This is a genomic window from Massilia atriviolacea (assembly GCF_003953935.1).
Lineage (GTDB): Bacteria > Pseudomonadota > Gammaproteobacteria > Burkholderiales > Burkholderiaceae_D > Telluria_A > Telluria_A atriviolacea.
This window is the reverse complement of sequence record NZ_RXLQ01000005.1, coordinates 244,073-266,670: the sequence shown is the minus strand read 5'-3', so window position 1 is coordinate 266,670 and position 22,598 is coordinate 244,073. Positions and strand designations below refer to the sequence as shown.

General features: G+C 69.2%; 17 protein-coding genes. 10 read left to right on the top strand and 7 right to left on the bottom strand.

Annotation, left to right across the window (positions count from 1 at the left end; genetic code table 11):
* Positions 1 to 61 precede the first annotated feature (61 nt).
* Entirely contained in the window at positions 62 to 3,340 is a 3,279-nt protein-coding gene (locus EJB06_RS11605) for an ATP-binding protein (RefSeq protein WP_126074177.1), read from the top strand.
* Here EJB06_RS11605 and EJB06_RS11600 read toward each other — a convergent pair.
* Positions 3,279 to 4,265 (bottom strand): AraC family transcriptional regulator, encoded by a 987-nt coding sequence (locus EJB06_RS11600; protein ID WP_164557898.1) that lies wholly within the window; start codon positions 4,263 to 4,265, stop codon positions 3,279 to 3,281. The two genes, EJB06_RS11605 and EJB06_RS11600, sit on opposite strands and share 62 nt — an antisense overlap.
* Here EJB06_RS11600 and EJB06_RS31840 point away from each other — a divergent pair.
* Genes EJB06_RS31840 through EJB06_RS31830 form a run of 4 tightly spaced genes read left to right on the top strand, consistent with a single transcriptional unit; the run spans position 4,255 to position 6,984 of the window.
* Positions 4,255 to 4,569 carry a hypothetical protein gene (locus EJB06_RS31840; protein ID WP_164557897.1) on the top strand — a complete coding sequence of 105 codons (315 nt, stop codon included), beginning with the start codon at positions 4,255 to 4,257 and terminating at the stop codon, positions 4,567 to 4,569. The two genes, EJB06_RS11600 and EJB06_RS31840, sit on opposite strands and share 11 nt — an antisense overlap.
* A 22-nt stretch (positions 4,570 to 4,591) precedes the next feature.
* Positions 4,592 to 5,239: an esterase/lipase family protein gene (locus tag EJB06_RS11595; protein ID WP_126074175.1), complete on the top strand. Its 648-nt coding sequence runs from the start codon at positions 4,592 to 4,594 to the stop codon at positions 5,237 to 5,239.
* A 27-nt stretch (positions 5,240 to 5,266) separates the two neighbouring features.
* Positions 5,267 to 6,100: a peptidylprolyl isomerase gene (locus EJB06_RS31835; protein WP_164557896.1), complete on the top strand. Its 834-nt coding sequence runs from the start codon at positions 5,267 to 5,269 to the stop codon at positions 6,098 to 6,100.
* Entirely contained in the window at positions 6,097 to 6,984 is an 888-nt protein-coding gene (locus tag EJB06_RS31830) for a lipase secretion chaperone (RefSeq protein WP_164557895.1), read from the top strand. Before EJB06_RS31835 ends, EJB06_RS31830 begins: the two co-directional genes overlap by 4 nt.
* Here EJB06_RS31830 and EJB06_RS11585 read toward each other — a convergent pair.
* Genes EJB06_RS11585 through EJB06_RS11575 form a run of 3 tightly spaced genes read right to left on the bottom strand, consistent with a single transcriptional unit; the run spans position 6,981 to position 13,307 of the window.
* Positions 6,981 to 7,718, bottom strand: coding sequence for a FecR family protein (locus tag EJB06_RS11585; protein WP_307720448.1), 738 nt, complete (start codon positions 7,716 to 7,718; stop codon positions 6,981 to 6,983). The genes EJB06_RS31830 and EJB06_RS11585 overlap by 4 nt on opposite strands.
* On the bottom strand, positions 7,687 to 11,823 hold the full coding sequence (locus tag EJB06_RS32210) for a two-partner secretion domain-containing protein (protein WP_198420814.1): 4,137 nt from the start codon (positions 11,821 to 11,823) through the stop codon (positions 7,687 to 7,689). Before EJB06_RS32210 ends, EJB06_RS11585 begins: the two co-directional genes overlap by 32 nt.
* An 11-nt stretch (positions 11,824 to 11,834) precedes the next feature.
* Complete coding sequence (locus EJB06_RS11575) at positions 11,835 to 13,307, bottom strand: ShlB/FhaC/HecB family hemolysin secretion/activation protein (RefSeq protein WP_307720447.1); 1,473 nt, start codon at positions 13,305 to 13,307, stop codon at positions 11,835 to 11,837.
* Here EJB06_RS11575 and EJB06_RS32495 point away from each other — a divergent pair.
* The gene (locus EJB06_RS32495) at positions 13,307 to 13,504 is read left to right on the top strand and encodes a hypothetical protein (RefSeq protein WP_229427048.1); all 198 of its coding nucleotides are present in this window, start codon (positions 13,307 to 13,309) and stop codon (positions 13,502 to 13,504) included. The genes EJB06_RS11575 and EJB06_RS32495 overlap by 1 nt on opposite strands.
* 127 nt (positions 13,505 to 13,631) lie before the next feature.
* On the opposite strand, the gene EJB06_RS11570 is transcribed toward EJB06_RS32495, so the two are convergent.
* A complete protein-coding gene (locus tag EJB06_RS11570) occupies positions 13,632 to 15,893 on the bottom strand; it encodes a CHASE2 domain-containing protein (RefSeq protein WP_126074174.1) in 2,262 nt (753 codons plus the stop codon).
* Positions 15,890 to 17,506, bottom strand: a complete 1,617-nt coding sequence (locus EJB06_RS11565; RefSeq protein ID WP_126074173.1) for an HD family phosphohydrolase — start codon at positions 17,504 to 17,506, stop codon at positions 15,890 to 15,892. The genes EJB06_RS11570 and EJB06_RS11565 overlap by 4 nt, the downstream gene beginning before the upstream one ends.
* Before the next feature lie 242 nt (positions 17,507 to 17,748).
* Between EJB06_RS11565 and EJB06_RS11560 the strand changes: the two genes are divergently transcribed.
* The 4 genes from EJB06_RS11560 to EJB06_RS11545 all read left to right on the top strand — a co-directional run bounded on the left by EJB06_RS11560 (position 17,749) and on the right by EJB06_RS11545 (position 21,527).
* Positions 17,749 to 18,651, top strand: a complete 903-nt coding sequence (locus EJB06_RS11560; RefSeq protein ID WP_126074172.1) for an MBL fold metallo-hydrolase — start codon at positions 17,749 to 17,751, stop codon at positions 18,649 to 18,651.
* A 149-nt stretch (positions 18,652 to 18,800) separates the two neighbouring features.
* Positions 18,801 to 19,145, top strand: a complete 345-nt coding sequence (locus EJB06_RS11555; RefSeq protein ID WP_126074171.1) for an antibiotic biosynthesis monooxygenase family protein — start codon at positions 18,801 to 18,803, stop codon at positions 19,143 to 19,145.
* A gap of 99 nt (positions 19,146 to 19,244) precedes the next feature.
* Positions 19,245 to 19,652 carry a hypothetical protein gene (locus EJB06_RS11550; protein ID WP_126074170.1) on the top strand — a complete coding sequence of 136 codons (408 nt, stop codon included), beginning with the start codon at positions 19,245 to 19,247 and terminating at the stop codon, positions 19,650 to 19,652.
* A 108-nt stretch (positions 19,653 to 19,760) separates the two neighbouring features.
* A complete protein-coding gene (locus EJB06_RS11545) occupies positions 19,761 to 21,527 on the top strand; it encodes a GspE/PulE family protein (RefSeq protein ID WP_126074169.1) in 1,767 nt (588 codons plus the stop codon).
* Positions 21,528 to 21,582: 55 nt separating this feature from the next.
* Here EJB06_RS11545 and EJB06_RS11540 read toward each other — a convergent pair whose 3' ends face one another.
* Positions 21,583 to 22,593, bottom strand: a complete 1,011-nt coding sequence (locus EJB06_RS11540) for an inorganic phosphate transporter (RefSeq protein WP_126074168.1) — start codon at positions 22,591 to 22,593, stop codon at positions 21,583 to 21,585.
* Positions 22,594 to 22,598 lie beyond the last annotated feature (5 nt).

The following is a 22,598-nucleotide window of genomic DNA, read 5'->3' as shown; positions in this document are numbered from 1 at the left end:
ACAGTCGAAACGGTCTCTCTCCAGTCATCTGGACAGAGGCCGTTTTCTTTTGGAGGATGCCATGGACAGCGAGCCACAGCGCCTGATCGGCCGCGCGGCCGACCTGGAGGCCCTGCGCGCAGCGTTCGCCGCCGCCTGCCGGCGCAAGGAGGGCGCCTTGCTGCTCAAGGGCGCCGCCGGCGCCGGCAAGTCGGCCCTGCTGGCGCAACTGGCGCCGATCGCGGCAAGCCATGGCGGCTGGTACGTGAGCGGCAAATGCGACCAGTACCGGCACGATGCGCCCTCGGCCATCGTACAGGCCATGCGCGCGCTCGGCCGCCTGCTGCTCAAGGAGCCGGCGGCGCCACTGGCGCAGCAGCGCGAGCGCATCCTGGCGGCGCTCGATACCAACGCCGGCCTGGTCGCCGCCGCCCTGCCCGAATTCGCCCTGCTGCTCGGTCGCATCGACGCCGCCGACAGCGACCCGGCGCGCCATCAGGCGCGCATGCGCAACGCCTTCCTGGACCTGCTGCGCGCCGTGGTCTCGCCTGCGCGCCCGCTGGTCATCGCCATCGACGACCTGCAATGGGCCGGCCCCGCCGCACTGGCCGCCTTCGACGCCCTGCTGCGCGACGCCACCCTGCACGGCCTGTTCCTGGCCGGTGCCTTCCGCGACGACATCGACAGCGCGCACCCGCTGCATGCCATGCTGCCGCGCTGGCGCGCCTGCCCGACGCTGGAAATAAACAACCTGGCGCAGGACGCCATGCCCGCCTTGATCGGCCAGCGCCTGGGCCTCGCGCCGGAGCGCTGCACCGCCCTTGCCGCCATCATCGGCGCGCGCACCCACGGCAATCCCTTCGACACCATCGAACTGCTCGACGCCCTGCGCCAGCAAGGACTGTGCGACGCCCCCGACCCGGCGCGCATCGACGCCTTCATCGCGCAGCGCGACGTCAGCAGCCTGCTGGCGCTGCGCATCGCCCGCCTGCCGCCCGCCCCGCGCCTGATGCTGCAGGTGCTGGCCTGCCTTGGCGGCGCGGTCGATGCGCAGGTGCTGGCGCTGGCCGCCGGGATCGATACCGCCGCACTGGAACCGGCCCTTGCCGACGCCCTGGTGCTGGAAGCGCAACGCGGCCTGCGCTTTTGCCACGACCGGGTGCAGCAGGCGGTCTACGAAGGCATGCCGGCGCACGAACGCCAGGCGCTGCACCTGGCGATCGGGCGCCGCCTGCTGGCGCACGCGGGGCAGGAGGCCGGCGCATCCGAACAGTACCTCGCGTTCGGCGGCAGCGCGCTGGCCCTTGACGAGCGCCTGCAAGTGGCCGCCCTGTTCGGCCAGGCCGCGGCCCAGGCCAGAAACCAGGCCGACTACGCGCTCGAAGAGCGCTTCCTCGCCGCCGCCGTCCGCCTGCATGGCGCCGCGCCCGGCCCGATGCGCGCCTGGCACGCCTGCCTGTACAGCCTTGGCCGGCATGCCGACGCCGACGCCGTGTACGCGCGCATAGCGGACGGCGCCACCACGCTCACCGAGCTGATCGAAGCGACCTCGGTGCAGATCGACAGCCTGACCAGCCGCCGCCTGCTGCCCGAGGCGATCGATCTCGGCACCGCCCTGCTGGCGCGCGCCGGGATCGTGCTGCGCGAGGCCGAAGCGGACGGCGAGCTCGATGCCATCACCGCCTGGGCCCACAGCGGCGCGCTGGACGCCGACCTGCTGCGCCCCGCGCCGACCGACCCGCACGTGCTGGCGCTCGGCACCCTGCTGCACCTGACCACCCTGGCCAGCTACTACGCCGACGACAGGCGCCTGCTGCGGCTACTGGTGCGCTACCAGCGGATGTGGATCGAGCACGGTCCCTGCGCGGCCCTGCTCAAGACCTTCGGCACGCTGCCGATCCTGTTCAAGCGGCGCGGCGATTACCGCACCGGCCACGCGCTGCTGATCAAGGCGCAGGCCATCGGCAAGGCGCGCGGCTACGACTACGAGGCGGCCTGGCTGCAGCACGTGTTCGCGCTGGCGTCGCTGCACTGGGTCGAGCCGCTGGAAAACGCCATCGCCCACGCGCGCCAGGCGCGCCAGGTGCTGCTGCAAAACGGCGACGTCCAGTACGCGACCCACAGCTATCACACCGAGATCGTGGCGCAGCTCGACTGCGCGCCGACCCTGGACATGCTGGCGGCGATCCTGTCCGAGGCCGAGGCGAGCACGGGGCGCGGCGGCAACGTCACCGCCAGCCGCGTGCACCGCAGCTACCGCTATCTGCTCGATGTGCTGCGCGGCGCGATCGACCTGCGTTTTCCGGCGCCTCCGGGCGACCTGGACACGCTCACCGCCTGCCTGGTGCGCGCCCACATGGCGCTGCTGTTCGGCGACGACGAGGCGCTGGCGCGCCATTCGGCGGCCGCCATGCCGCTGCTGGCTTCCTTCGCCGGCATCTATCCGGCGGCGCTGGGCTATCTGTTCCGCGCCCTGGCGCTGGCGCGGCAGCCGCACCCCGGCGGCGGCGCGCTGCGCGAGCTGCATGCCTGCCGCCAGTGGATGGCGCTGCGCGCCGCCGACGCGCCGCGCAATTTCGCCCACATGGTCACCTGGATCGACGCCGAATGCGCCTGGGCCTCGGGCGACGCCGCGACCGCGGCCCGGCTGTTCGACCACGCGCTGCTGGCCATGCGCACGCACCGGCGGCCGTGGCAGCGCGCCGCCATCACCGAGCGCGCCGGCCTGTGCTACCTGGCGCAGGGCTTGCAGTATGTCGGCACGGCCCTGCTGGCCGAAGCGCTGCGCCACTACGACGCCTGGGGCGCCACCGCGAAAGCGCACGCCATGCGCCAAGCGCACGCCTTCCTGCGCCGCGCGACCGACGCCGCCGGCGCGCCGGCGGACAAGGTCGACCTGCTGGCCGTGCTGCGCGCCTCGCAAGCCCTGAGCGCCGAAACGACCCTGGCGCGGCTGGAGGAGCGCGTGTGCGAACAGCTTCGCGCGCTGGCCGGCGCCACGGCGGTGAAGCTGATCGGTCCAGGCGCCGGCTCCCCCGCCCTGCCGCTGTCGCTGCTGCGCCACGTCGAACGCGCACGCGCCGTGCTGCTGCTCGACGACGCCTTGCAGGACGACCGCTTTGCGCGCGATCCGTATTTTGCGGGGTACGGCCAGTGTGCCGTGCTGGCCGTGCCGATCTTCGCCCAGCATGCGCTGCACGCCGTGCTGCTGCTGGAGAACAGCGCCATGCGCGGGGCCTTCGGCGCCGCCCGCCTCGACACGGCGATGCTGATCGCCGGCCAGCTGACCATCTCGCTGGTCAATCTCGGCCATCGAGCGCCACCCGATGGCGCTCCCGATAGCGCCCCGGCGACGCATTGAACCAGCGCTTGCACGCCCTGAACAAGGTGCCCTGGTTGGCGAAGCCGAGCCGGTAGCTGATCTCGGTAAAACACAGGCTGGTCTGGTCCAGGTAGTGCGCCGCCTGCTCGCGCCGCACCGCGTCGACCAGCTGCACGTACGAGGTCCCCTCGTCCTGCAGGCGCCGGTGCAAGGTCCGCTCGCTCATGCACAGCGCCCTGGCCACGTCGCCGCGCCCCGGCTCGCCGTCGGCCAGGCACGCCAGCACCAGCTCCCTGACCCGCCGCGTGGTGCGCGCGTCGCCCAGGCGCGCCAGGCGCTCGTTGGCGAAGCGTTCGTGCAGCTCGGTCAGCAGCGGATTGCCGGTCATGAGCGCCAGCCCCAGGTCGGCCGCCGAAAAACACAGGCGGTAGCGCCGCGCCCCGAAATGGCAGGGGCAGCCGAACGCCGCCAGGTACGGCAGCAGGTTGGGCGGCCGCGCGTGCGCCAGTTCCAGCGACTGCGGGCGCAGCGCGCGCCCCGTCATCCAGCGGCACAGATTGGCGATCATCAGCAGCGCGAAGTCGTAGCGTTCGGGCGGCGCGCCATCGCCCAGCGCCAGCGTCAGGCCGCAACCCTGGCTGTCGTGCGCCAGGGCGACCGTGGCCGCGCTGCTGACGATCGGCATGTAGCGCACCATGCGCCGCAAGGCCGCATCGAGGTCCGGGCAGGACATCATCACATGCAGCACCACGCCGAAGCAGGCCGGCCTGGCGGCGCCGTCCAGCGCCAGCCCAAGGTGCGGATGGCCCGACTGCTGCGCCGCCAGCGTCCACAAGGCCGAGACGGCGTCGCTGTCGAAGCGGCCGTCGGCATCGTCGAGTTCGTCCAGCGGCAGGCCGGCGTCCTCCAGCAGCGCCAGCGGCTCGAGTCCGAGCGCGCCGAGCAGCTCGACGATGCCTTTCACCCATGCTGCGGACACGCTCGGCCTGATGATCGCCACGACGCTGGACCTCGCCTTTCTGGCCTGCGGAAACTGCCGGGGCCGGCTGCCGATCATACACCCGGACAATTATCACGAGAACAACTTTCTGTCGTGTGGCCATCCGCGCCACAGCTGTGCCGGCATGGCCGCCAAAGCAAGCACATTGGCCCGCCGCGCGACTGCCTGTGCCGCCCTGCCCGCTTATAGTTGGTCGCAACGTTGTCGCAAGAACAGCGAAAAGCCATCCCCGGACGCAGCGCCTTGCGCGGCCAAGCCGGTCAACTGAACACCAACAAACGGAGATATTCATGCGACATTCATACCGCCAGGCCGCCAGGTCGGCGCTCGCACTTGGTTTATTCGCAGCAGGACTCGGACTGTCCGGGGCCGCCATGGCCCAGGAACCGGTGATTTTCGTGCACGGCTACAGCGGCTCGGCCTCGAACTTCGATGGCATGATCGCGCGCTTTACCGCCAGCGGCTATCCGCGCGCCAAACTGTACGGCTTCAACTACAGCTCCCTGACCAGCAGCGACAAGACCAGTGCCGCTTCGCTCAACAGCTTCATCAACACCGTGCGCGCCAACAACGGCAACCAGACCGTGGCCGTGATCGCGCATTCGAACGGCGGCCTGGTGGTGCGCTGGCAGCGCGCCAAACTGGGCGGCGCGGCCGGCATGCGCCGCTTCATCTCGCTCGGCACGCCGCACAAGGGCACCACCAGCGCCTACGCCTGCTTCTCGCCGGCCTGCTACGACATGCGCCCCGGCTCGTCCTTCCTCACCCAGCTCGCCGGCGCCGGATGCGACCGCTCGCTCTGGTCCGCCAACGATGGCGTGATCCTCCCCGCCAGCAATGCGCAGTGCGGCACGAACGTGCAGACGGCCAGCGTCGGCCACCTTGCGATGCTCTCCGACACCAGCGTCTACAACCAGGTACGCGCACAACTGCCGTAACATCAGCAACCAGCACAAGGACCGGACATGACTATCCACCTCCAATCGGCCTGCCTGGTCCTGCTGCTGGCGTTGCCGCGAGCGCATGCCGGGTCCCCGGCGGCGCTGCCGGAAACGGTCGCCCAGGTCGGCGACCAGCCGCTCCGGCGCGCCCTGCTCGACGCCCTGATCGACGCCAACGCCGGGCGTGCCAATCCCTTCGACGAAGAAAGCGCACAGGAACGCCAGGAGCGCGCCGGCGCCCGCGCCGCGCTCGACCGCCAGGCGCTGCTGGGCGAACTGGTGACCATGGAACTGATGGCCCAGGAAGCCGTCAGACTCAGGCTGCACGAGTCGCCCGATCTGGTGGCCGAGGCCGAGCTGGCCTACAAAACCCTGCTGCAGCGCGACCTGGTGCGCCACATGCTGTCGGCCATCCCGGTGACCGAAGACGAGATCGTCCAGCGCTACCAGGGCGTGCCGGCCGAGCGCCAGTTCCACGTCGCCAGTATCGACGTGGCGAGTCCGGCGGCGGCGCGCGCCGCGCTGGCCGCGCTGGGCCAGGGCAAGCGCTTTGCGGCTGTCGCCAAACGCTACGCCAGCACACCGAATCGGCCCGCGCCCGGCTGGCTGCTGGCCGCGCAGATGGAGTCCGGCCTCGCCCGCCAGGTGGCCGCCATGCGCGCCGGACAAGCCGTCGAACGCGCCCTGCCGCAAGGCGGCTGGCAGGTCGTGCAACTGCTCGGCACCAGGGAAGTGCCCAAGCCGGCCCTGGCCGAACTGCGGCCCGGCTTGCGCACCGAGATCATGCAGGAACGGCTGGCCCGGCGCATCGAGGCGCTCAGGACGCGCGCCAGCATCCGACTCATGGCCGGCCAATGAACGTCAGGATGGCACTGGCCTGCGTCGCCGCCTCGCTGGCCGCGGGCGTCATGCTGTACCGCACCCCCGCGCCTGAAGCGCCTGCAAGGTCCGCGCAGCGCACCGAACAGGCGGTCGAGCGCAGCTTCACGCTGCTGGCCGGCACCAGCCCGGCGTTCGGCGCGATGCCGGTGCAGGAGGCGCCAGCGTTCCGGCTTGGCGCCGACGGCAGCCTGGCCATCGACGAGCGCACCCCGGTGTTGCTCGATGTACGGCTGGCCGGCCTGCCGCGCCAGCCGGGCCGCGCGGAGATGGCACAGCTGGAGACAGCGCTGGCGGCCGGACTGCCGCCCGACGCCGCCCGCCAGCTGGCGCAACTGCTGCGCAGCTACGTGGCCTACCGCGAACAGGAAGCGGCGCTGGGCGAGCGCCAGGGCGCCGACGCCGCGCTCGCCCCGGCGCAGGCGCTGGACCAGTTGCATGCCCTGCGCGTCGCGCACTTCGGCGAGCGGCTGGCCGCGTCGATGTATGGAAAAGAGGAACAGCGGATGCGCGCCGACCTGGCGCCGACGCAGGCGGGCGCGCCCCGACAGGACAGCGGCGACCCTGCCGTCGACCGCCTGCGCGACGAGGTGGCCGCGCTGCGCGGCGCCGGCGCCCCCGAAGCGCAGGTCGCCGCCGTGCGCCGGCAAGCGCTGGGCGACGAGCGCGCGCAGCACTTGCAGGATACGGAACAGGTGCGCGCGGACTGGGAACAGCGCAGCGATGCCTTCCTCGCCGCCGTGCGCCCGGGCGCCGACCTGGAAGCCCTGCTGCGCGGCCTGTACTCGCAACAGGAAATGGCGGCCGCGCGCGCCTACAACCTGGAGCGCCTGCGCAGCCGGCAGTCAGGCAATGCGCCTTAGCGCACTTCGCAGTCGACCGCTTGCGCCTTGGGCGCGCTGCTGGCCGTGGGCGACTGCGGCGCCATGGTAAATACCGGGGGCGGACTGAACTTGAGGGCCGGATTGGACGGCACCATCAGCGGCGGCTGTTGAAGGCTCGAGGTAAAACCGAACTGCCCGGCAGAAAAATTCATGCTGCCGCCGGGATTGCTCAGCACGATCATGCCGTCGAGCACGGACACATGCAAACCGGGCTGGAGCGATGCCGGCGCCGGCAGGCCGGACAATCCCCCCGGCACATACTGCGCGACAAAGGTCGTGCCGCGAATGCCGATGGTGGCGGTCGGGGTCTTGAGCTGGAATTTCTCCTTGTTGCGCTTGCCCAGCAGGCCCGTCAGCGAGCGCAGTCCGCCCTGGATCAGGCTGAAACTGGCGCTGTCGGCGTCCGGCTTGCCGCTCTCGTACGCGAAGGCCTCGATCTTGAACGTCGTTCCCGGGCGCAAGGTGATTTCGCTGTTGTCGATAAACACGATGCGGGCGTAGGTGTTCTTTTCGGACACCAGCGTATCGCCCTGCTCCACCTCCGACTTCAGGCCCAGCACCTTCACGCTGCCGTCGGCCTTCTTGACCATCAGCGGCCCGCTCAGGTTGACGATGGTGCCGGCCACCTGCGCCGCCCATGCCAGCGCGCAGGATCCGGCCAGCAGGACACCCGCGAGCGCCTTAATTGCAATACGTCTTTTTGCGCAGTTCACTCGCGTCTCCTTTAACGTTACTCGTCGCGACGGTTTTCACGCCGTCATCCTTTTTCTCTATTTTCTCGCCAGCCGGCGTCACGCTGTCGACCGCATTGACCGTGTTGACGACCACTTCCTTGAGCGTGCTGCCGGACAGCTGCTGCGGCGGAGCCACCACCGTGCAGCCGGGCGCCGCGGGATTGGCCACGCAGGCGTTCACCGGCGGCAGCACCACGCTGCAACCCTGCAGGGTCGGGCTGCCGACGCACTGGTCCAGGCTCGGCAGTACCACGCCGCAGCCGGCGGCCGCCGGCGTGTCGACGCACTGGCTCAGGCGCGGCAGGACCACCGCGCAACCGGGGGCCGATGGCGTGGCGACGCACTGCGCCAGCGGCGGCAGGACCGCGCCGCAACCGGCCAGGCCGGGGGCGGCCGAGCACTGCGCCACGCTCGGCAAGACCACATTGCACGCCGCCAGCGACGGCGTTGCGCTGCACTGGGCCAGGGTCGGCAGCACCACCGAGCAAGCGAGCGCGCCGGGATTGGCCACGCAGCTTTGCAGGCTCGGCAAGACCGCGCCGCAACCGGGCAGACCGGCATTGCCGATGCACTGGTTCAGCGTCGGCAAGACCACGTTGCAACCCGGGACCGCCGCATTCGCCGCGCACTGGGCCAGGGTCGGCAGCACCACCGCGCAAGCGCTGGCGCCCGGATTGGCCACGCACTGGCCGAGCGACGGCAGCACCACGGCGCAACCGGGCGTGGCCGGATTGGCCACGCAGCGCGACAAGGATGGCAAGACCACGCCGCAGCCGGGCAGGCTGGTCGAGGCAATACACTGGCTCAGGGTCGGCAGCACGGCTGCGCAGCCGGCCTGGGTCGGCGCCGCCGTGCACTGGGCGACGCTCGGCAATACCACCGTACATCCGGGCAGACCGGGGCTGGCGCTGCACGCCGCCAGCGATGGCAGCACCACGTTGCAGCCGGCCTGGGTCGGGCTGGCGACGCAGGCAGGCAGGGTCGGCAGGACCGCCGAGCAACCGGCGCGCGATGGGGTCGCCACGCACGCGCCCAGGGTGGGCAGCACCGCCGCGCACCCGTTGGTCGACGGCGCGGCAACGCAGGTGTTCAGGCTCGGCAGCACTTGGGCGCAACCGGCTTGGGCAGGATTGACGGTGCACTGGGACAGCGACGGCAGCACCGCGCTGCAACCGGCCGTGGCCGGCGCGGCAGTGCAAGCGGCCAGGGTGGGCAGGACCGCGCCGCAACCGGCCGTCGTCGGTGCGGCGGTGCAGGCGGCCAGCGATGGCAGCACGGCGGAGCAGCCGGGCGCGGCGGGATTGGCGGAGCACGTCGCCACCGATGGCAGTATCGCGCCGCAGCCGGCCGTGGACGGGGCGGCCACGCAGGTGCCCAGCGATGGCAGCACCACGCCGCAGCCGAGCAAGGCCGGGTTGGCGCTGCAGTTCTCCAGCGACGGCAGCAGCGAGGCGCAGTAAAGCCCGCTCGGGTCGGCGGCGCAGGCCGCCAGGGCGTTGGCCAGCACCTGCGCGCAACCGTTCCTGGCCGGCGCGTTGACGCAGGCCGGCAAGGTGGTCGACATGTCCGGCAAGCCGCGCACCGTGCCGCTGGCGCTGCCGATGGTGCCGTTGCCGGTCAGCGAAGGCGTGCTCAGCGAAATATTGCCCGAGGTCGCACTGACGCTGCCCTTGTTCACGATCGAACCGGCCACCAGCGCAATATTGCCGGCACCGGAAGACACCGAGCCCTGCGGGCCGATACCCAGCTCGCCGCCATTGCCGGCCTGCAGGGCGATCGCGCCGCCTTTCGAGTCGATGCTGCCGTTGATGTCCAGCGGGCTTTGCGTCGACAGATTGACCGCGCCGCCCAGGGTGATGACGGAGGAATCCTTCGACAGCGTCATGCCGCCCTGGTTGGCAATCACGATGGCGCCGCTGTTGTTGCCGCCGTTCTGGCTCAGGTTGCCGAGCGTGAGGGTGCCGGTGTTGCTGACATGGATGGGCGCGTTGCCCGTCTCGACAGTGTTATTGCCTTCCAGCGAAGCCGTCTGCGTGTAAAGCGGGCTGGCGGCAGTGCCGACGCCCTGCTTGGTAATGAAGGACAGCGAGCCGGCCGTGACCGGCGATGCGCTGGTGTTAACGATGCCGGCGGCGTCCACCTGCATGCCGCCCGCGATGGTGACCGGTGCGTTCAGGGTGACATTGCCCACGCCGCTCAAGAGCAGGTACTTGGCCTTGAGCGCGCCGCCGCTGCCGCCGAGGGCCGAGTTGACCACGATCTTGCCGCCAAACTGATTGCCGCCGATGATCAGCGCCTGCGCCTCGATGGCGGCCAGCTGCGCCGGCGCCAGGCGCAAGGCGCCCGCCACGGCTTCGCCGGCGGCGATCTCGATATCGCGGTCGACGCTCGCCGGACGCAGGGTCACCGACGGATTCTGCTGCGGCTGCGCCGGCCCGACCGATCCCAGGATGCCCATCTGGTTGGCCACGATCGTCACCATGCCGCCGCTCTTGAGCGCGGCGCCGGACGACAGCTGGAACACGTTGGTGGCGTTGAAGTTCATGTCGCCGACGCCGCTGTTGGCCTGTACGCCGGGAGCGAAGGCGATATTCGCGCCGCTCAGGGTCATGTTGCCGCCGCCGCTAGACAGGTCGGCGTTGACGTTGATATTGTTGCCCGCCTCGATAGACAGGCTGCCGGTGCTGCCGGCCGCGCGCGCGATGGCTGCGCTGACCAGCACATCGTTCTTGGCCTGGATCACGATGCTGTCGGACGGCGCGGCGGCATTGAGCGCCGCCACATTGAGGTACGACGGCCCGGTCAGCGGTGCATCGTCGAAGTGGTCGAAGTCGGCCAGCACGTCGCTGCCGGTGGCGCCGATGGTGATGTCGTAGGGGTCGAGCAGCCAGGTCCCGCGCGCGCCGGTGTCGACCTTGACGCCTTCCACGTTCAGGTAGTGGCCGGAGGTCTCCACCCGGCCGCCCTTGCCGCCGCGGCCCTGGGCCGAGATGCTGCCGCCAGCGCGCGTGGCGCCGTCCGACCACAGCACCACGGTGCCGCCGTCGCCGCTGCCGGTGGCGTCGGCGCGGATCGAGGCCGCCTTGCCCATCACGGTCTGCTGCGCATTGCGCACCAGCGCATGCCTGCCCTGCCAGCCGCCGCCGACCAGCACCGTGCCGCCACCGGCCGCGCCGCTGGCGTCGATGCGGGCGTCACCGCTCAGGGCGACACGCTCGCCCTGCACGCTGATCTCGCCGCCCTTGCCGGCGCCGCCGGCACGAGTCACGCTGCCCGCTTCGAGCAGGGCGTCGCCGCTGGCCTTGAACACGATCTTGCCGTTGTCGCCGATGCGCGCGCTGTCGGCGCTGACCAACCCGCGCTGTTTTACCAGCGCGCCGTAGATGCCGATCTTGCCGCCCTGCGCGATCAACTGCCCCAGGTTCAGCGCGGCATCGGCCGGTGCGGACACCACCACATGCAGGTCGGGATTGCCGGAATCGGCCAGCTGCACGCTATGCCCGGCCGCCAGCACCACCTCGCCCTGCGGCGAGGTGACGATGCCGCTGTTCTCGACGTTCGGCGCGATCAGGAACACCTTGCCGCCGGCCGGGGTCGCGATCGCCCCCTGGTGGACCACGCTGCCGGCGCTGGCGCGGCCGTTGAAGTTGCGTTTCCCGGCCAGGAAGTCGGCATTGCCCATGTCGAGCGTGGACGCGGTCAGGCCGTTGACGTCGATGCGCGCATCGCGCCCGAACAGGATGCCGTTCGGATTAATCAGGAACACCTGCCCGTTCGACTGCAAGGCGCCCAGGATGCGGCTCGGGTCCTGCCCGACGATACGGTTCAGCACCGCGCTGTTGGCATCCTGCTGGATGAAGCGCGCGATGTCGCCCGCGCCCACCGAAAAACTCTGCCAGTTGATGATGGTGTTGGGCGTGTTCGTAATCGAAAACACATTGCCCTGCTGCGAAAACGTGGCCTGGCCGGCGACGACCTGGGGCGAGGCCGGCGCGGCGTGGACGGCGTGGATGCCGGCAAACGCCAGCAGCAGCGGCAGGCAAAGGCGCTGCAGCAAGCGCGTGGAGTGGTTCTGGATAGTCATCTGTTTCACCTTTAGTAGGCCAGGCCTACGCGGACATGCACCTTGTTCTTGTCGTTCACAGCGGCGTCGCGGCGCAGCACATGGCCGTAGTCGAGCTGCATGTTGAGCGAGCTGCCCATCGAAAAACGCCATCCCAGTCCGAGCGACGACACGGTGGCGCGCGCGGCTTCGCCGGGCAGCGCCTCATGGCGGCGGCCGTGGGCGCCGTCGTAAAAGGCCAGCACGCGGCACTGCCAGCGTTCGCGCACGGCGCAAAAATTCGGGCTGTAGACTTCGAGGTTGGCGAGCAGGCCGGAATCGAGCGACACGGCGCGTTCTTCCAGTCCGCGCACCGAGGAGGCGCCGCCGGCACCGAACTGCTCGCCCGGCACCAGCGCGTCGCCGGTCAGCTGGCCGTTGAGCAGCGCGCGCACCTGCCAGTCGGCCCCGAAGGCGCGGGTGAACGCCGCGCCGATGCGGGCGATCGTGTAGCCGGCCTTGGCGCCGGCGCGGTTGCGCGCAAAATCGGCGCTGCTTCCACGGCTGCCGCCGGGAATATTGCGCACCAGCCCGAGCGACAGATTGGCTTCGCCGCCGCCCAGGGGCGTACTGGCCAGCCAGGTCAGACTGAGCGGATGGACCGTGATGTCGTTGCCGAAGTTCTCGCCCGAGAACAGCACGCTGTTCTTGAAGGCCTTGTGATCGATCCCGTACACCAGGCGCGGCTCCAGGCTGCCGCGCCGCGCCAGGCCCTGGTTGTAGCGCGCGCCGACCACCGTGCCCTTGCCGCTCACCGCCAGGTTGAAAATGCCGGCCGTGACCGAGCCCGAATCGATGTCCGAATAGCTGGCGTACAGGTCGACCGAGTCGCCCAGTTCGTACAACGGAATGTGGTAGCCGGCGCCATACACGCTCACCTTGCTCGGTTCCTCGACGCTGGTGGTGTACTGCACGCTGCCGACATGGTCGCGCCCCCACAGGTTGGCGTGCTGCAGCACCACGCCGGCGTGGGTCTTGCCGGTCTGCGCGGTGCCGGTGTTGTCCAGGTTGACCATGGCGGTCCACGGCTTGTCGTCGGCCACGTCGAGCCGGGCGTCGAGCTCGTCGTCGGCGGCGCCGTTCTGCAGGTTCAGCTTGATCTTGCGCGCGGGATTCTCGTTGGCCATGCGCAGGTTGGCCGAGACCCGGTCCAGATCAGGCGTCTGCCCCGCCCGCAGGGCCGGCAGGCTGCGCCGCACATTGGCTTCGTCGACATGCCTGTTGCCGCTGACGATAAGGCGGCCGATTCTGGTCTGCACCACGTTCAGCCGCACCACGCCGCGATGGAGTTCCTGCTCGGGCAGCTGGACCGTGACGACCTGGTAGCCGCGCTGCCGGTACAGTGCTTCCAGCGCTTCGAGCGCGCGCTGGACGTCGCCGAAATCCGCCGCCGGTGAACGGGGCCAGCGCCGCCTCGACCTGCGCGGCGGGCAGCAAGGTGTTGCCGGCGACCTCGAAGCGCGCAATGTCGAAGCGGATCGTGTCGGCCGCGCCGGGCTCGGCGGCCCAGGCCGCATTGACCGCGCCGGCCAGCAGCGCGCCAGCCAGCAGGCGCGAAAAGGGAAGATTCATGGATGAACTCTACGGTGTGTGTGTCGTGTTGGCATGCGTTCAAGCTTGGGAAAAAGCCAAGCCGAAGGGGGCGGCGATGCAGTCAGTTTAACTGCATCATCTCTTGCAACACAGAAATTCTGTTGCAATCTGACGTATTTTCACCAAGCGTTGTTTGGTGGAGTCAGCCGAGCGGACAAGGGCGCAAAAGTCGAGCAAAAACGCAAAGATTGCAGCGTTTACTTTGTGTCAAAACTGGTAACGCCATCCCAATCCGGGCCGGGAGGATGGGCCCGGTACAGCGCGATCCGGTCCAGATAGAGCCGGTACAGGACGCAGTCCTCGCCGTCCAGCAGGCCGGCCAGGATGGTGTGCGCGCCGTTCCACTGCTGCGCCCGCACCAGCGCCAGCGCCGCGTGCCAGGCATCGAGCCGCGCCACCGCCTCGTCGTCGAGCGCGAACGCATGGCCGAGCGGCTCGAAGATCGCCACCGGTTCCAGCTTGCCCTTGACCCGCACCAGGTCCAGTTCGCGCCAGGCGAATTCGGGCGCGGCCAGGCGGGTCGCCGCGCCGGCCACGATGCCGGCGCCGTACACCTTGCTCAGTCCTTCCAGGCGCGCGCCCAAGTTGACCGCGTCGCCCATGACCGTGTAGGCGCGGCGGATGGCCGAGCCCATGTCGCCCACGTGCATCTGGCCGCTGTTGATGCCGATGCCGATCGCCAGCGCCGGCCAGCCGCGCGCGCGGAACTCGCCGTCCAGGCGCGCCGCGCTGGCCTGCATCAGCAGGGCGCTGGCGACGGCGCGGCTGGCATGGTCGGCAAAGGCCACCGGGGCGCCCCAGAAAGCCATGACGGCGTCGCCGATGTATTTGTCGAGGGTGCCGCGATGGCTGTCGCGGATGTCGAGCGACATCGCGGTCAGGTACAGATTGATGTATTCGCGCAGCGCGGTCGGCGTGAGCTGCTCGGCGATGCCGGTGAACCCGCGCACGTCGGCGAACAGCACGGTCAGCTCGCGCGTGGCGCCGTCCATGGTGTACTGGCCGGGATTGTCGGCCATGTCGGCCACCAGTTCGGGCGCCACGTATTCGCCGAACAGCGACACCAGGGCCTGGCTCTTGCGCACTTCGAACACATAGCCGACCGCGAGGTTCACCACGAACAGCGCCACGATCAGCAGCAGCAGCACGGCGCCGCCCAGCACCATCCCGGCTTCGCGGTACAGGAGCAGGTTGATGCCGGCGGCGGCGCCCAGCGCCAGCGCGGCCAGCGCCACCGCCTTGAGCGGCGGCAGGCGCGCCAGGCCGACCGTCAGCACCAGCCCGAACGCCAGCACCAGCAGGCATTCGAGCAGCCAGGCTTCGGCGGGACGGGCCTTGAAGTCGTTGTCGAGGATCGATTTGAGCAGGTTGGCGTGCACCTCGACTCCGGGGTACTCCGGGTTGACCGGCGTCACGCGCAGGTCGTTGATGCCGGGCGCGGTGGAGCCGACCAGCACCAGCGCGCCGCGCAATTGGGCCAGCGGCGCCGCGCCGCTCAGCACGTCGGCCGCCGATACGTAGCGAAAGGCGCCGCCGGACGGGCCGCCGCGCCCGCGAAACTGGACGTAGGTGGTCAGGCCCTCGCCCACCGGGATGCGCAGCTGGCGCTGCGGCAGGAACAGCGAAATCCAGGCCACGCCGCCGCTGTCCCGTTGCGCGCGCGATAGCTGGTCGACGGTGGTGTCGAAATACGGCGCGATGGCGCGCGCCTTGAGGTACACCGCCGCCGTGGCCAGCGACAGCGAGGGATAGTAGGCGTCGCCGATGCGCTGTAACAGGATGGCGGAGCGGATCACGCCGTCGGCGTCGGTGGCGGCGGTAAAGATGCCGGCGCCGGCGGCGGCCTCCTGCAGGCGCGCGATGTTGGCCTCGTAGCCGCTGGCGCTGTAGGCCAGCAGCTCGCGCCCATTGAGGCTGGCGAGCGTGAAGGCGGGCGCCGGCAGCACGCCCTTGCGCAGTTTTTCCGACACGTTGTAGCCCAGCACCACCGGCTGCCCGCGCAGGGCGTCGGCCAGCAGGCCGTCGTAGTCCATGCCGGCCTTCAGGCCCGCCAGTTGCTCCTTCAGGCCCGCCACCCGGTCCAGTTCCCTGTGCGCGAGGCGCTCCAGCACCGCGTAGCCGGACGAGGTATCCGGCTCGGGAAAGGAGATGTCGAAGCCGACCGCGCCCACCTCGTAGCGGCGCGTGAGCTGGGTGACCAGCCTGGCCTGGATGTCGCGGCTCCACGGAAAACGCCCGAGCGCCGCCAGGCTCTTTTCGTCGATATCGACGATCACGATGCGCGGATCGAGGCGCGGCGTGTCGACGCGCATGCGCAGGCCGGCCAAAAAGCCGTCCATGCGCGCGATCGCGTCGCTGTGCAGGTAACCGAGCGTGTACAGGGCCGCGCCAAGGGTCAATCCGAGTCCGAGCAGCCAGCGCCCCCAATACCTGCGCAGCAGGCGGGCGGCCGGCTTCATCCGCGATAGCCGGGGATGGTGGCTTCGTCGACGCTGTCGATCTGGCGCTTGTCCATGTTCTCGTGGGCGAAGCGCAGGTAGATCTTGCTGCGCACGAAAATATCGAACAGGTCCGGGTCGACATGCCCGTTGCAGGCCATCTTGCCGAGGATGTGCAGCGACTCCGAGAGCAGCTTGCCCTTCTTGTACGGCCGGTCGCGCGCGGTCAGCGCCTCGAAGATGTCGGCGATCGCCATCACCCGCGCCGGCACCGACATCTGGGCCCCGGTCAGGCCGCGCGGATAGCCCTTGCCGTCCATGCGCTCGTGGTGGCCGCCGGCGTATTCGGGCACGTTGCGCAGGTGCGCCGGCCAGGGCAGCGATTCGAGCATGCGCACGCTGACGTCGATGTGGTTGTTGATGGTCTTGCGCTCGGCCGCCGTGAGGGTGCCGAAGCGGATGGTCAGGTTCAGCACTTCGTCGTCGTCGAGGAAGTCGCACTCCACGCCGTCCGGCCCGCGCCAGCGCCGCCGGCCGATCCGGCGCACCCGCTCCTGGTCGGCCTCGGGCATGTTTTCGACGCCCACGTTGGCGCGCCGCAGGAAGGCGCGGTCGTCCAGCAGCGCGGCGCGGGTGCGCGCATGCGCCGCCTCGATGGCGGAGTGGTCGGCGCCGGGATTGCCACGCGCGCGCAGGGCCTCGATCTCGGCGTCGCGCAGCAGCACTTCGAAGCGCGTGTCGATCAGGCCGATGCGGTCGACGATGGTCTCCAGCTTGGTGGCCTTGTCGACCACGTGCACCGGCGTGGTGATCTTGCCGCAGTCGTGCAGCAGGCTGGCCAGCCACAGCTCCTTGCGGTCGGCGTCGTCCATGCGAAATCCCGCCATCGGGCCGTCGGCCGTCTCGTGCACGGCTTCGGCCAGCATCATCGTCAGTTTCGGCACCAGCTGGCAATGGCGGCCCGTGTGCGGCGACTTTTCGTCGATGCCGATGTTGATCAGGTCGATCAGGCCTTCGAGCAGTTCTTCGAGCTGGCGCACCAGCTGCTGCTTGGTGATGGCGACCGAGGCCTGCGACGCGAGCGCTTCGATGAAGCGCTGGTCGGTGGCGGAAAAGGCGCCGATCGTGCCGCGCCCGCCCGGGCGCGCATTGATCAGCTGCAGGACGCCGACCAGGGTGCCGTGATGATCCTTCATCGGCACCGTCAGGAACGATTGCGAGTGGTAGCCGTAGGCGGCGTCGAAGCTGCGCATGCCGGAAAAATTGAACACGCCGTCCTGGTAGACATCGGCGATATTCACCGAGCGGCCGGAGTGGGCCGCGTAGGCGGCCACCGCGCTCATGTTCGGGGCGCCATCGGCGTCGAACAAGGGCACCGCCTCCATGCCGATCTCGCGTCCGCTGGCGCCGCCCTGGTACAGGCCGAGCGTTTCGTTGATCGAAATGTGGAATTGCAGGCTGCTGCGGTCGGCCGTCGGCAGGTACAGGGTGCCGCCGTCGGCGCCGGTCATATTGCGCGCCACGTGCAGGATGCGGTCGAGCACATAGCCGGTGTCCGGATTGCCCAGCGCTACGCCAACCTCGGTGAGCAACTCAAGGCGTTGGGCAATTTGAACAGGATTTAATACGCGCATGATGGTTCACCGGCCCTACGGGACGCCCTTGCGGCACACCGACATGCCTTTCTTCAGAGTAACTTCCCATAGTGTAACGCCACTCGTGCGCCCTGTACATCGCCGCACGATAGGCGTGGGCAAAAGGAAACGAAAGCGTACCCGGCCGGGGCCGAAGGCAAATTTTGCAGCCGCTGCGGGGCAAAACCGCTATGATCGACCGTAATTGCAACGTTGACGATTCCGGCCATGAGAGTAAGGACATGAAATTGCGTTTCTGGGGAGTGCGCGGCTCGATTCCCTCGCCGGGGCCGCGCACGGCGCGCTATGGCGGCAACACCACCTGCATCGAAGTGCGCAGCGACGACGGCACCCTGATCGTCCTCGACGGCGGCACCGGCATTTTCGCGCTGGCCCAGCACCTGCTCACGCGCCTGCCGGTGCACGCCAACATCTTCATCACGCACAGCCACTGGGACCATATCCACGGCCTGCCGTTCTTTACGCCGCTGTTCATTCCGACCAGCCGGGTGCGCCTGCACGGCGCGCGCGACGAAGCGACCGGCCAGGGCATCGAGCATGTGATGGGGGTGCAGCTGCAGAACAGCTATTTTCCGGTCGGCGAAGCGCAGATGGCGGCCACCATCGAATACCGCACCCTCGACGTGGGGGTGCCGGTGGCCGTGGGCGACGCGGTGGTCGACAATGTGGTCATGAACCACCCGGTGACCAATCTGGGCTACCGCATCAGCTGCAACGGCAAGTCGGTGTTTTTCACCGGCGACCATGAACCCTTTTACAATCTGTATCCGGAAGACGACGAGGGCCACGCGCCCTACCAGGCCTATATCGAACAGCGCCAGGACGCCATCGACCGCGCCATGCAGGGGGTGGACGCGCTGATCGTCGATTGCTCGTACACGGGCGACGAGTATCCGGCCAAGCGCGGCTGGGGGCACGGCACCTTCGACGCGGCGCTGGCGACGGCGGTGCGGGTCGGCGCCGGCACCCTGTACTGCACCCACCATGAACCGACCCGGGGCGACGACGAACTCGAAGCGGTGTTCGCCGAGGCGCTCAGGCGCCACGGCCCGCTGCCGGCCGGGCTGCGCGTGGTGCTCGCCTACGAGGGGCTGGAGGTCGACCTGGACACCCTTGCGGGCTAGTTCCGCGGAACGCCGGCAAGCGGATCGGCCTTGCCTCACGCAATCTTGTCTCAGGCAATCATGCCTCGCGCAATCATGCCTCATCGGCAAGACTGTCGGCGCCATGGCACAATCGCCTTTTTTCACCCTCTTACCTCCACCATCGGGCCATGTACTCTTCCACCTTCATCTTCGGCACCAAAGACCTCGACGAGCAGTTCCATCGGCTCGACAAAACCATTGCCGAGGCCGCCAAGGCCCTGCCCGGCTACCTCGGTGAAGAGGCGTGGGAAAACCGCGCCACGGGATTGTTTTCGAACGTGTACTACTGGGAAAGCCTGGAAGCGCTGCAAGCCTTGATGCAGCACCCGGCCCATCTGCAGGCCAAGGCGGCGCAGGCGCGCTGGCTGGACGGCTATCACGTCGTCATTTCGGAAGTTATCCGCACCTACGGCAATCCGGACCTCGGGCATCGGATGAACGTCCCGGCCGGCGACCTTCAGCATAGTCGATGAGGCGCTGTGCGCACGGCGCAGGCGGCGTTTGACACCAGGGCCGCGACGGCGCTACTCTATCCATCCGGCCCGTTCCTGTCGCCGCGGCGACCTGACACCATGCTCCAGGCACCGCCTTTTCCTGTCCGCACCGAATGTCCGCCCGGCGCCTGCGTGTGCCGGCGCGACGCCTTGCTGGCCGACCCGGGCGGCGATACGCGCATCCTGCGCCTGACCCGCGAGGAAGAAAAGAAGCTGCTCGCGCATATCGACGGCATCGCCAGTTATGCCGAACTGAACAAGCTGACCGAACGCCTGCACAGCCAGCTAGGCGTGGTCTTGCGCATCACCCCCAGCAACAACGAAGTACGCAGCGCGCGCGGGCTGACGATCGCGCTGGCCGAGCTGCCCGGCCTGTGCCGCAAGACCCGTCAAACCGTCCCGAGCGCAATCCGGCGCTCGCTCGATCGGCATCCGGAAATCATCTACGCCATCCTCGACGCCCACGACTTGCTCGGTTCTAACTGACCCGCCAGAGCGCTTCCGGTTCCGTTCGCACGCCTGAGCGGGGTCAAGCGCGGCGTGCCCGAGCTTCCCCATCATGGTGGCTCGCTCAACCGCCATCATGGACACCCCATGCAAGCACCCACCAAGTACGGCGCGCTGGTCCGCGACGCGCTCGTATCCGCCGCCGAGCTCGAACAGGCGCAGCGCAGCGCGCATGCCGCGCTGCGCGACATCGAGGACGTGCTGGTGCAGGACTTGCATCTGCCGCTGGCGGCCATCGGCAATGCGCTGGCGTCCCACTTCGGGGTGCCGTATGCGCCCTACCTGCCCGGCCGCGTGAAGCCGGCTTTACTGCTCAAGCATCTCAAGCCGCAATACGTCGACGACCACCACTGGCTGCCGCTCGACGAAGACCAGGACGGCTTGCTGGTGCTGGCGCTCGACCCGGAGCGGGTGCGCGCCGGCCGCATCGTCAACCAGGTCTTCCCCAAGTCGCGCGTGCGCTGGTGCGTCACCACGCGCGCCGAATTCCGGCGCACCATGGACCAGTTCTTCGGCACCGCCGCGCGCAGCGACGGCAGCTCGCTGCGCGAAGTGCTCTCCGGCATGACGCACGACGAGGGCGGCGGCGACGAGCCGCAGCCGGTCTCGCAGGCGGTCGAAAACGAACTGGTCAAGCTGGTCAACAAGATGATCATGGATGCCTGGCGCCAGGGCGCCTCCGACATCCACATCGAACCGCTGCCGGGCAACGGGCGCACCGCGATCCGCTTCCGCAAGGATGGCGCGCTGGCGCCCTACACCGACATCCCGGCCGGCTACCGCAACGCGCTGGCCGCGCGCGTGAAGATCATGTGCGACCTCGATACGGCGGAGCGGCGCCGGCCGCAGGATGGCAAGATCCGCTTCCTCAAGTACGGCCCGCTCGATATCGAACTGCGCGTGGCGACCATTCCCTCGGCCGGCGGGGTGGAAGACATCGTCATGCGCATCCTGCCGGCCGGCGACGCCATGCCGCTCGAGCAGCTCGGCGTGCTGCCGCATAACCTGGCGCGCCTGCGCGCGGCGATCGCCAGGCCGCATGGGCTGTTCTTCGTGTGCGGGCCGACCGGCTCGGGCAAGACCACCACCCTGCACTCGCTGCTGGCGCACCTGAACACGCCCGACACCAAGATCTGGACCGCCGAGGACCCGGTCGAGATCACCCAGAAGGGACTGCGCCAGGTGCAGGTCAACCGCAAGGCGGGCCTCGATTTCGCGACGGTGATGCGGGCGTTCCTGCGGGCCGACCCGGACGTGATCATGGTCGGCGAAATGCGCGACCGCGAGACCGTCGGGATCGGCATCGAGGCCTCGCTGACCGGGCACCTGGTGCTGGCCACGCTGCACACCAACAGCGCGCCGGAATCGATCGTGCGCCTGCTCGACATGGGCATGGACCCGTTCAACTTCGCCGACGCCCTGCTCGGGGTGCTGGCGCAGCGCCTGGCGCGGCGCCTGTGCGGCGCGTGCAGGCAGCCGTACCGCGCGAACGAGGCCGAGATCGCGCAGCTGCTGGCCGAGTACTGCGCCGAACTGCCCGAGCCCGGCGTCGCGCGGGATGCGGTGCTGGCCGGCTGGCGCGCGCGCCATGCCGATGCCGGCGGCGGCTTCACCCTGTACCGCGCGCGCGGCTGCGCCGCATGCAGCCACGGCTACCGGGGCCGGGTCGGCCTGCACGAACTGATGATCGGCAGCGACGCCATCAAGCGCCTGCTGCAGCAGCGCGCCACGGTCGCCACCGTGCTCGCCGCCGCCCTCGGCGAAGGCATGCTGACGCTGAAGATGGATGGCATCGAAAAGGTCTTGCTGGGACTGACCGACCTGCGCACGGTGCGCCAGGTGTGCGTGCGCTAGGACGAAAAAAAAACCGCCGGTCGGAACCGGCGGTTTTTTGTCGATGGCAGCGCGCTTACATGATGTGGGTGCCGATCCACCAGGCCACCGCCGCCATGAAGGCCGACGCCGGGATCGTGAAAATCCAGGCCCACACGATATTGCCGGCCACGCCCCAGCGCACCGCCGACATCTTCTGCGACGCGCCCACGCCGACGATGGCGCCGGTGATGGTGTGGGTGGTCGAGACGGGAATCCCGAAGTAGCTCGACAGGATCAGGGTGATCGCGCCGCCGGTTTCGGCGCAGAAGCCGCCCACCGGCTTGAGCTTGGTGATCTTCTGGCCCATGGTCTTGACGATGCGCCAGCCGCCGAACAGGGTACCGAAACTGATCGCCGCGTAGCACGAGATGATGACCCAGCTCGGTGGCGCGGCATCGGCCGCGTCGGTGTAGCCGCTGGCGATGAGCAGCATCCAGATGATGCCCATGGTCTTTTGCGCATCGTTGCCGCCGTGGCCGAGGCTATATGCCGCGGCCGAGGCCAGCTGCAGGCGGCGGAACCAGGTGTCGACCTTGCGCGGGGTCGACTTGACGAACACCCACGCCACAATGAGCATGATGATCGAGCCGAGGGCGAAACCGAGCAGCGGCGCCACCACGATGAAGATGACGGTCTTGAGCAGGCCGGCGCCGATCAGCGCGCCGGTGCCGGACTTGGCCACCGCGGCGCCGACCAGGCCGCCGATCAGGGCGTGCGAGGACGACGATGGAATGCCGTAGTACCAGGTGATCAGGTTCCAGATGATGGCCCCGACCAGGGCCCCGAAAATGACGTAATGGTCCACCACCTTGGGATCGATGGTGCCCTTGCTCAGGGTGGTGGCCACGTGCAGGCCGACCACGCCGATGGCGATGAAGTTGAAGACGGCGGCCATGGCCACCGCGGTCTGCGGCTTGAGCACGCCCGTCGAGACGACGGTGGCGATCGCGTTGGCCGCGTCGTGGAAGCCGTTCATGAAGTCGAACAGCAGCGCCAGCGCGATCAACATGCCGAGCACGTAAATGCTGATTTGAATTTGTTCCATGCTGG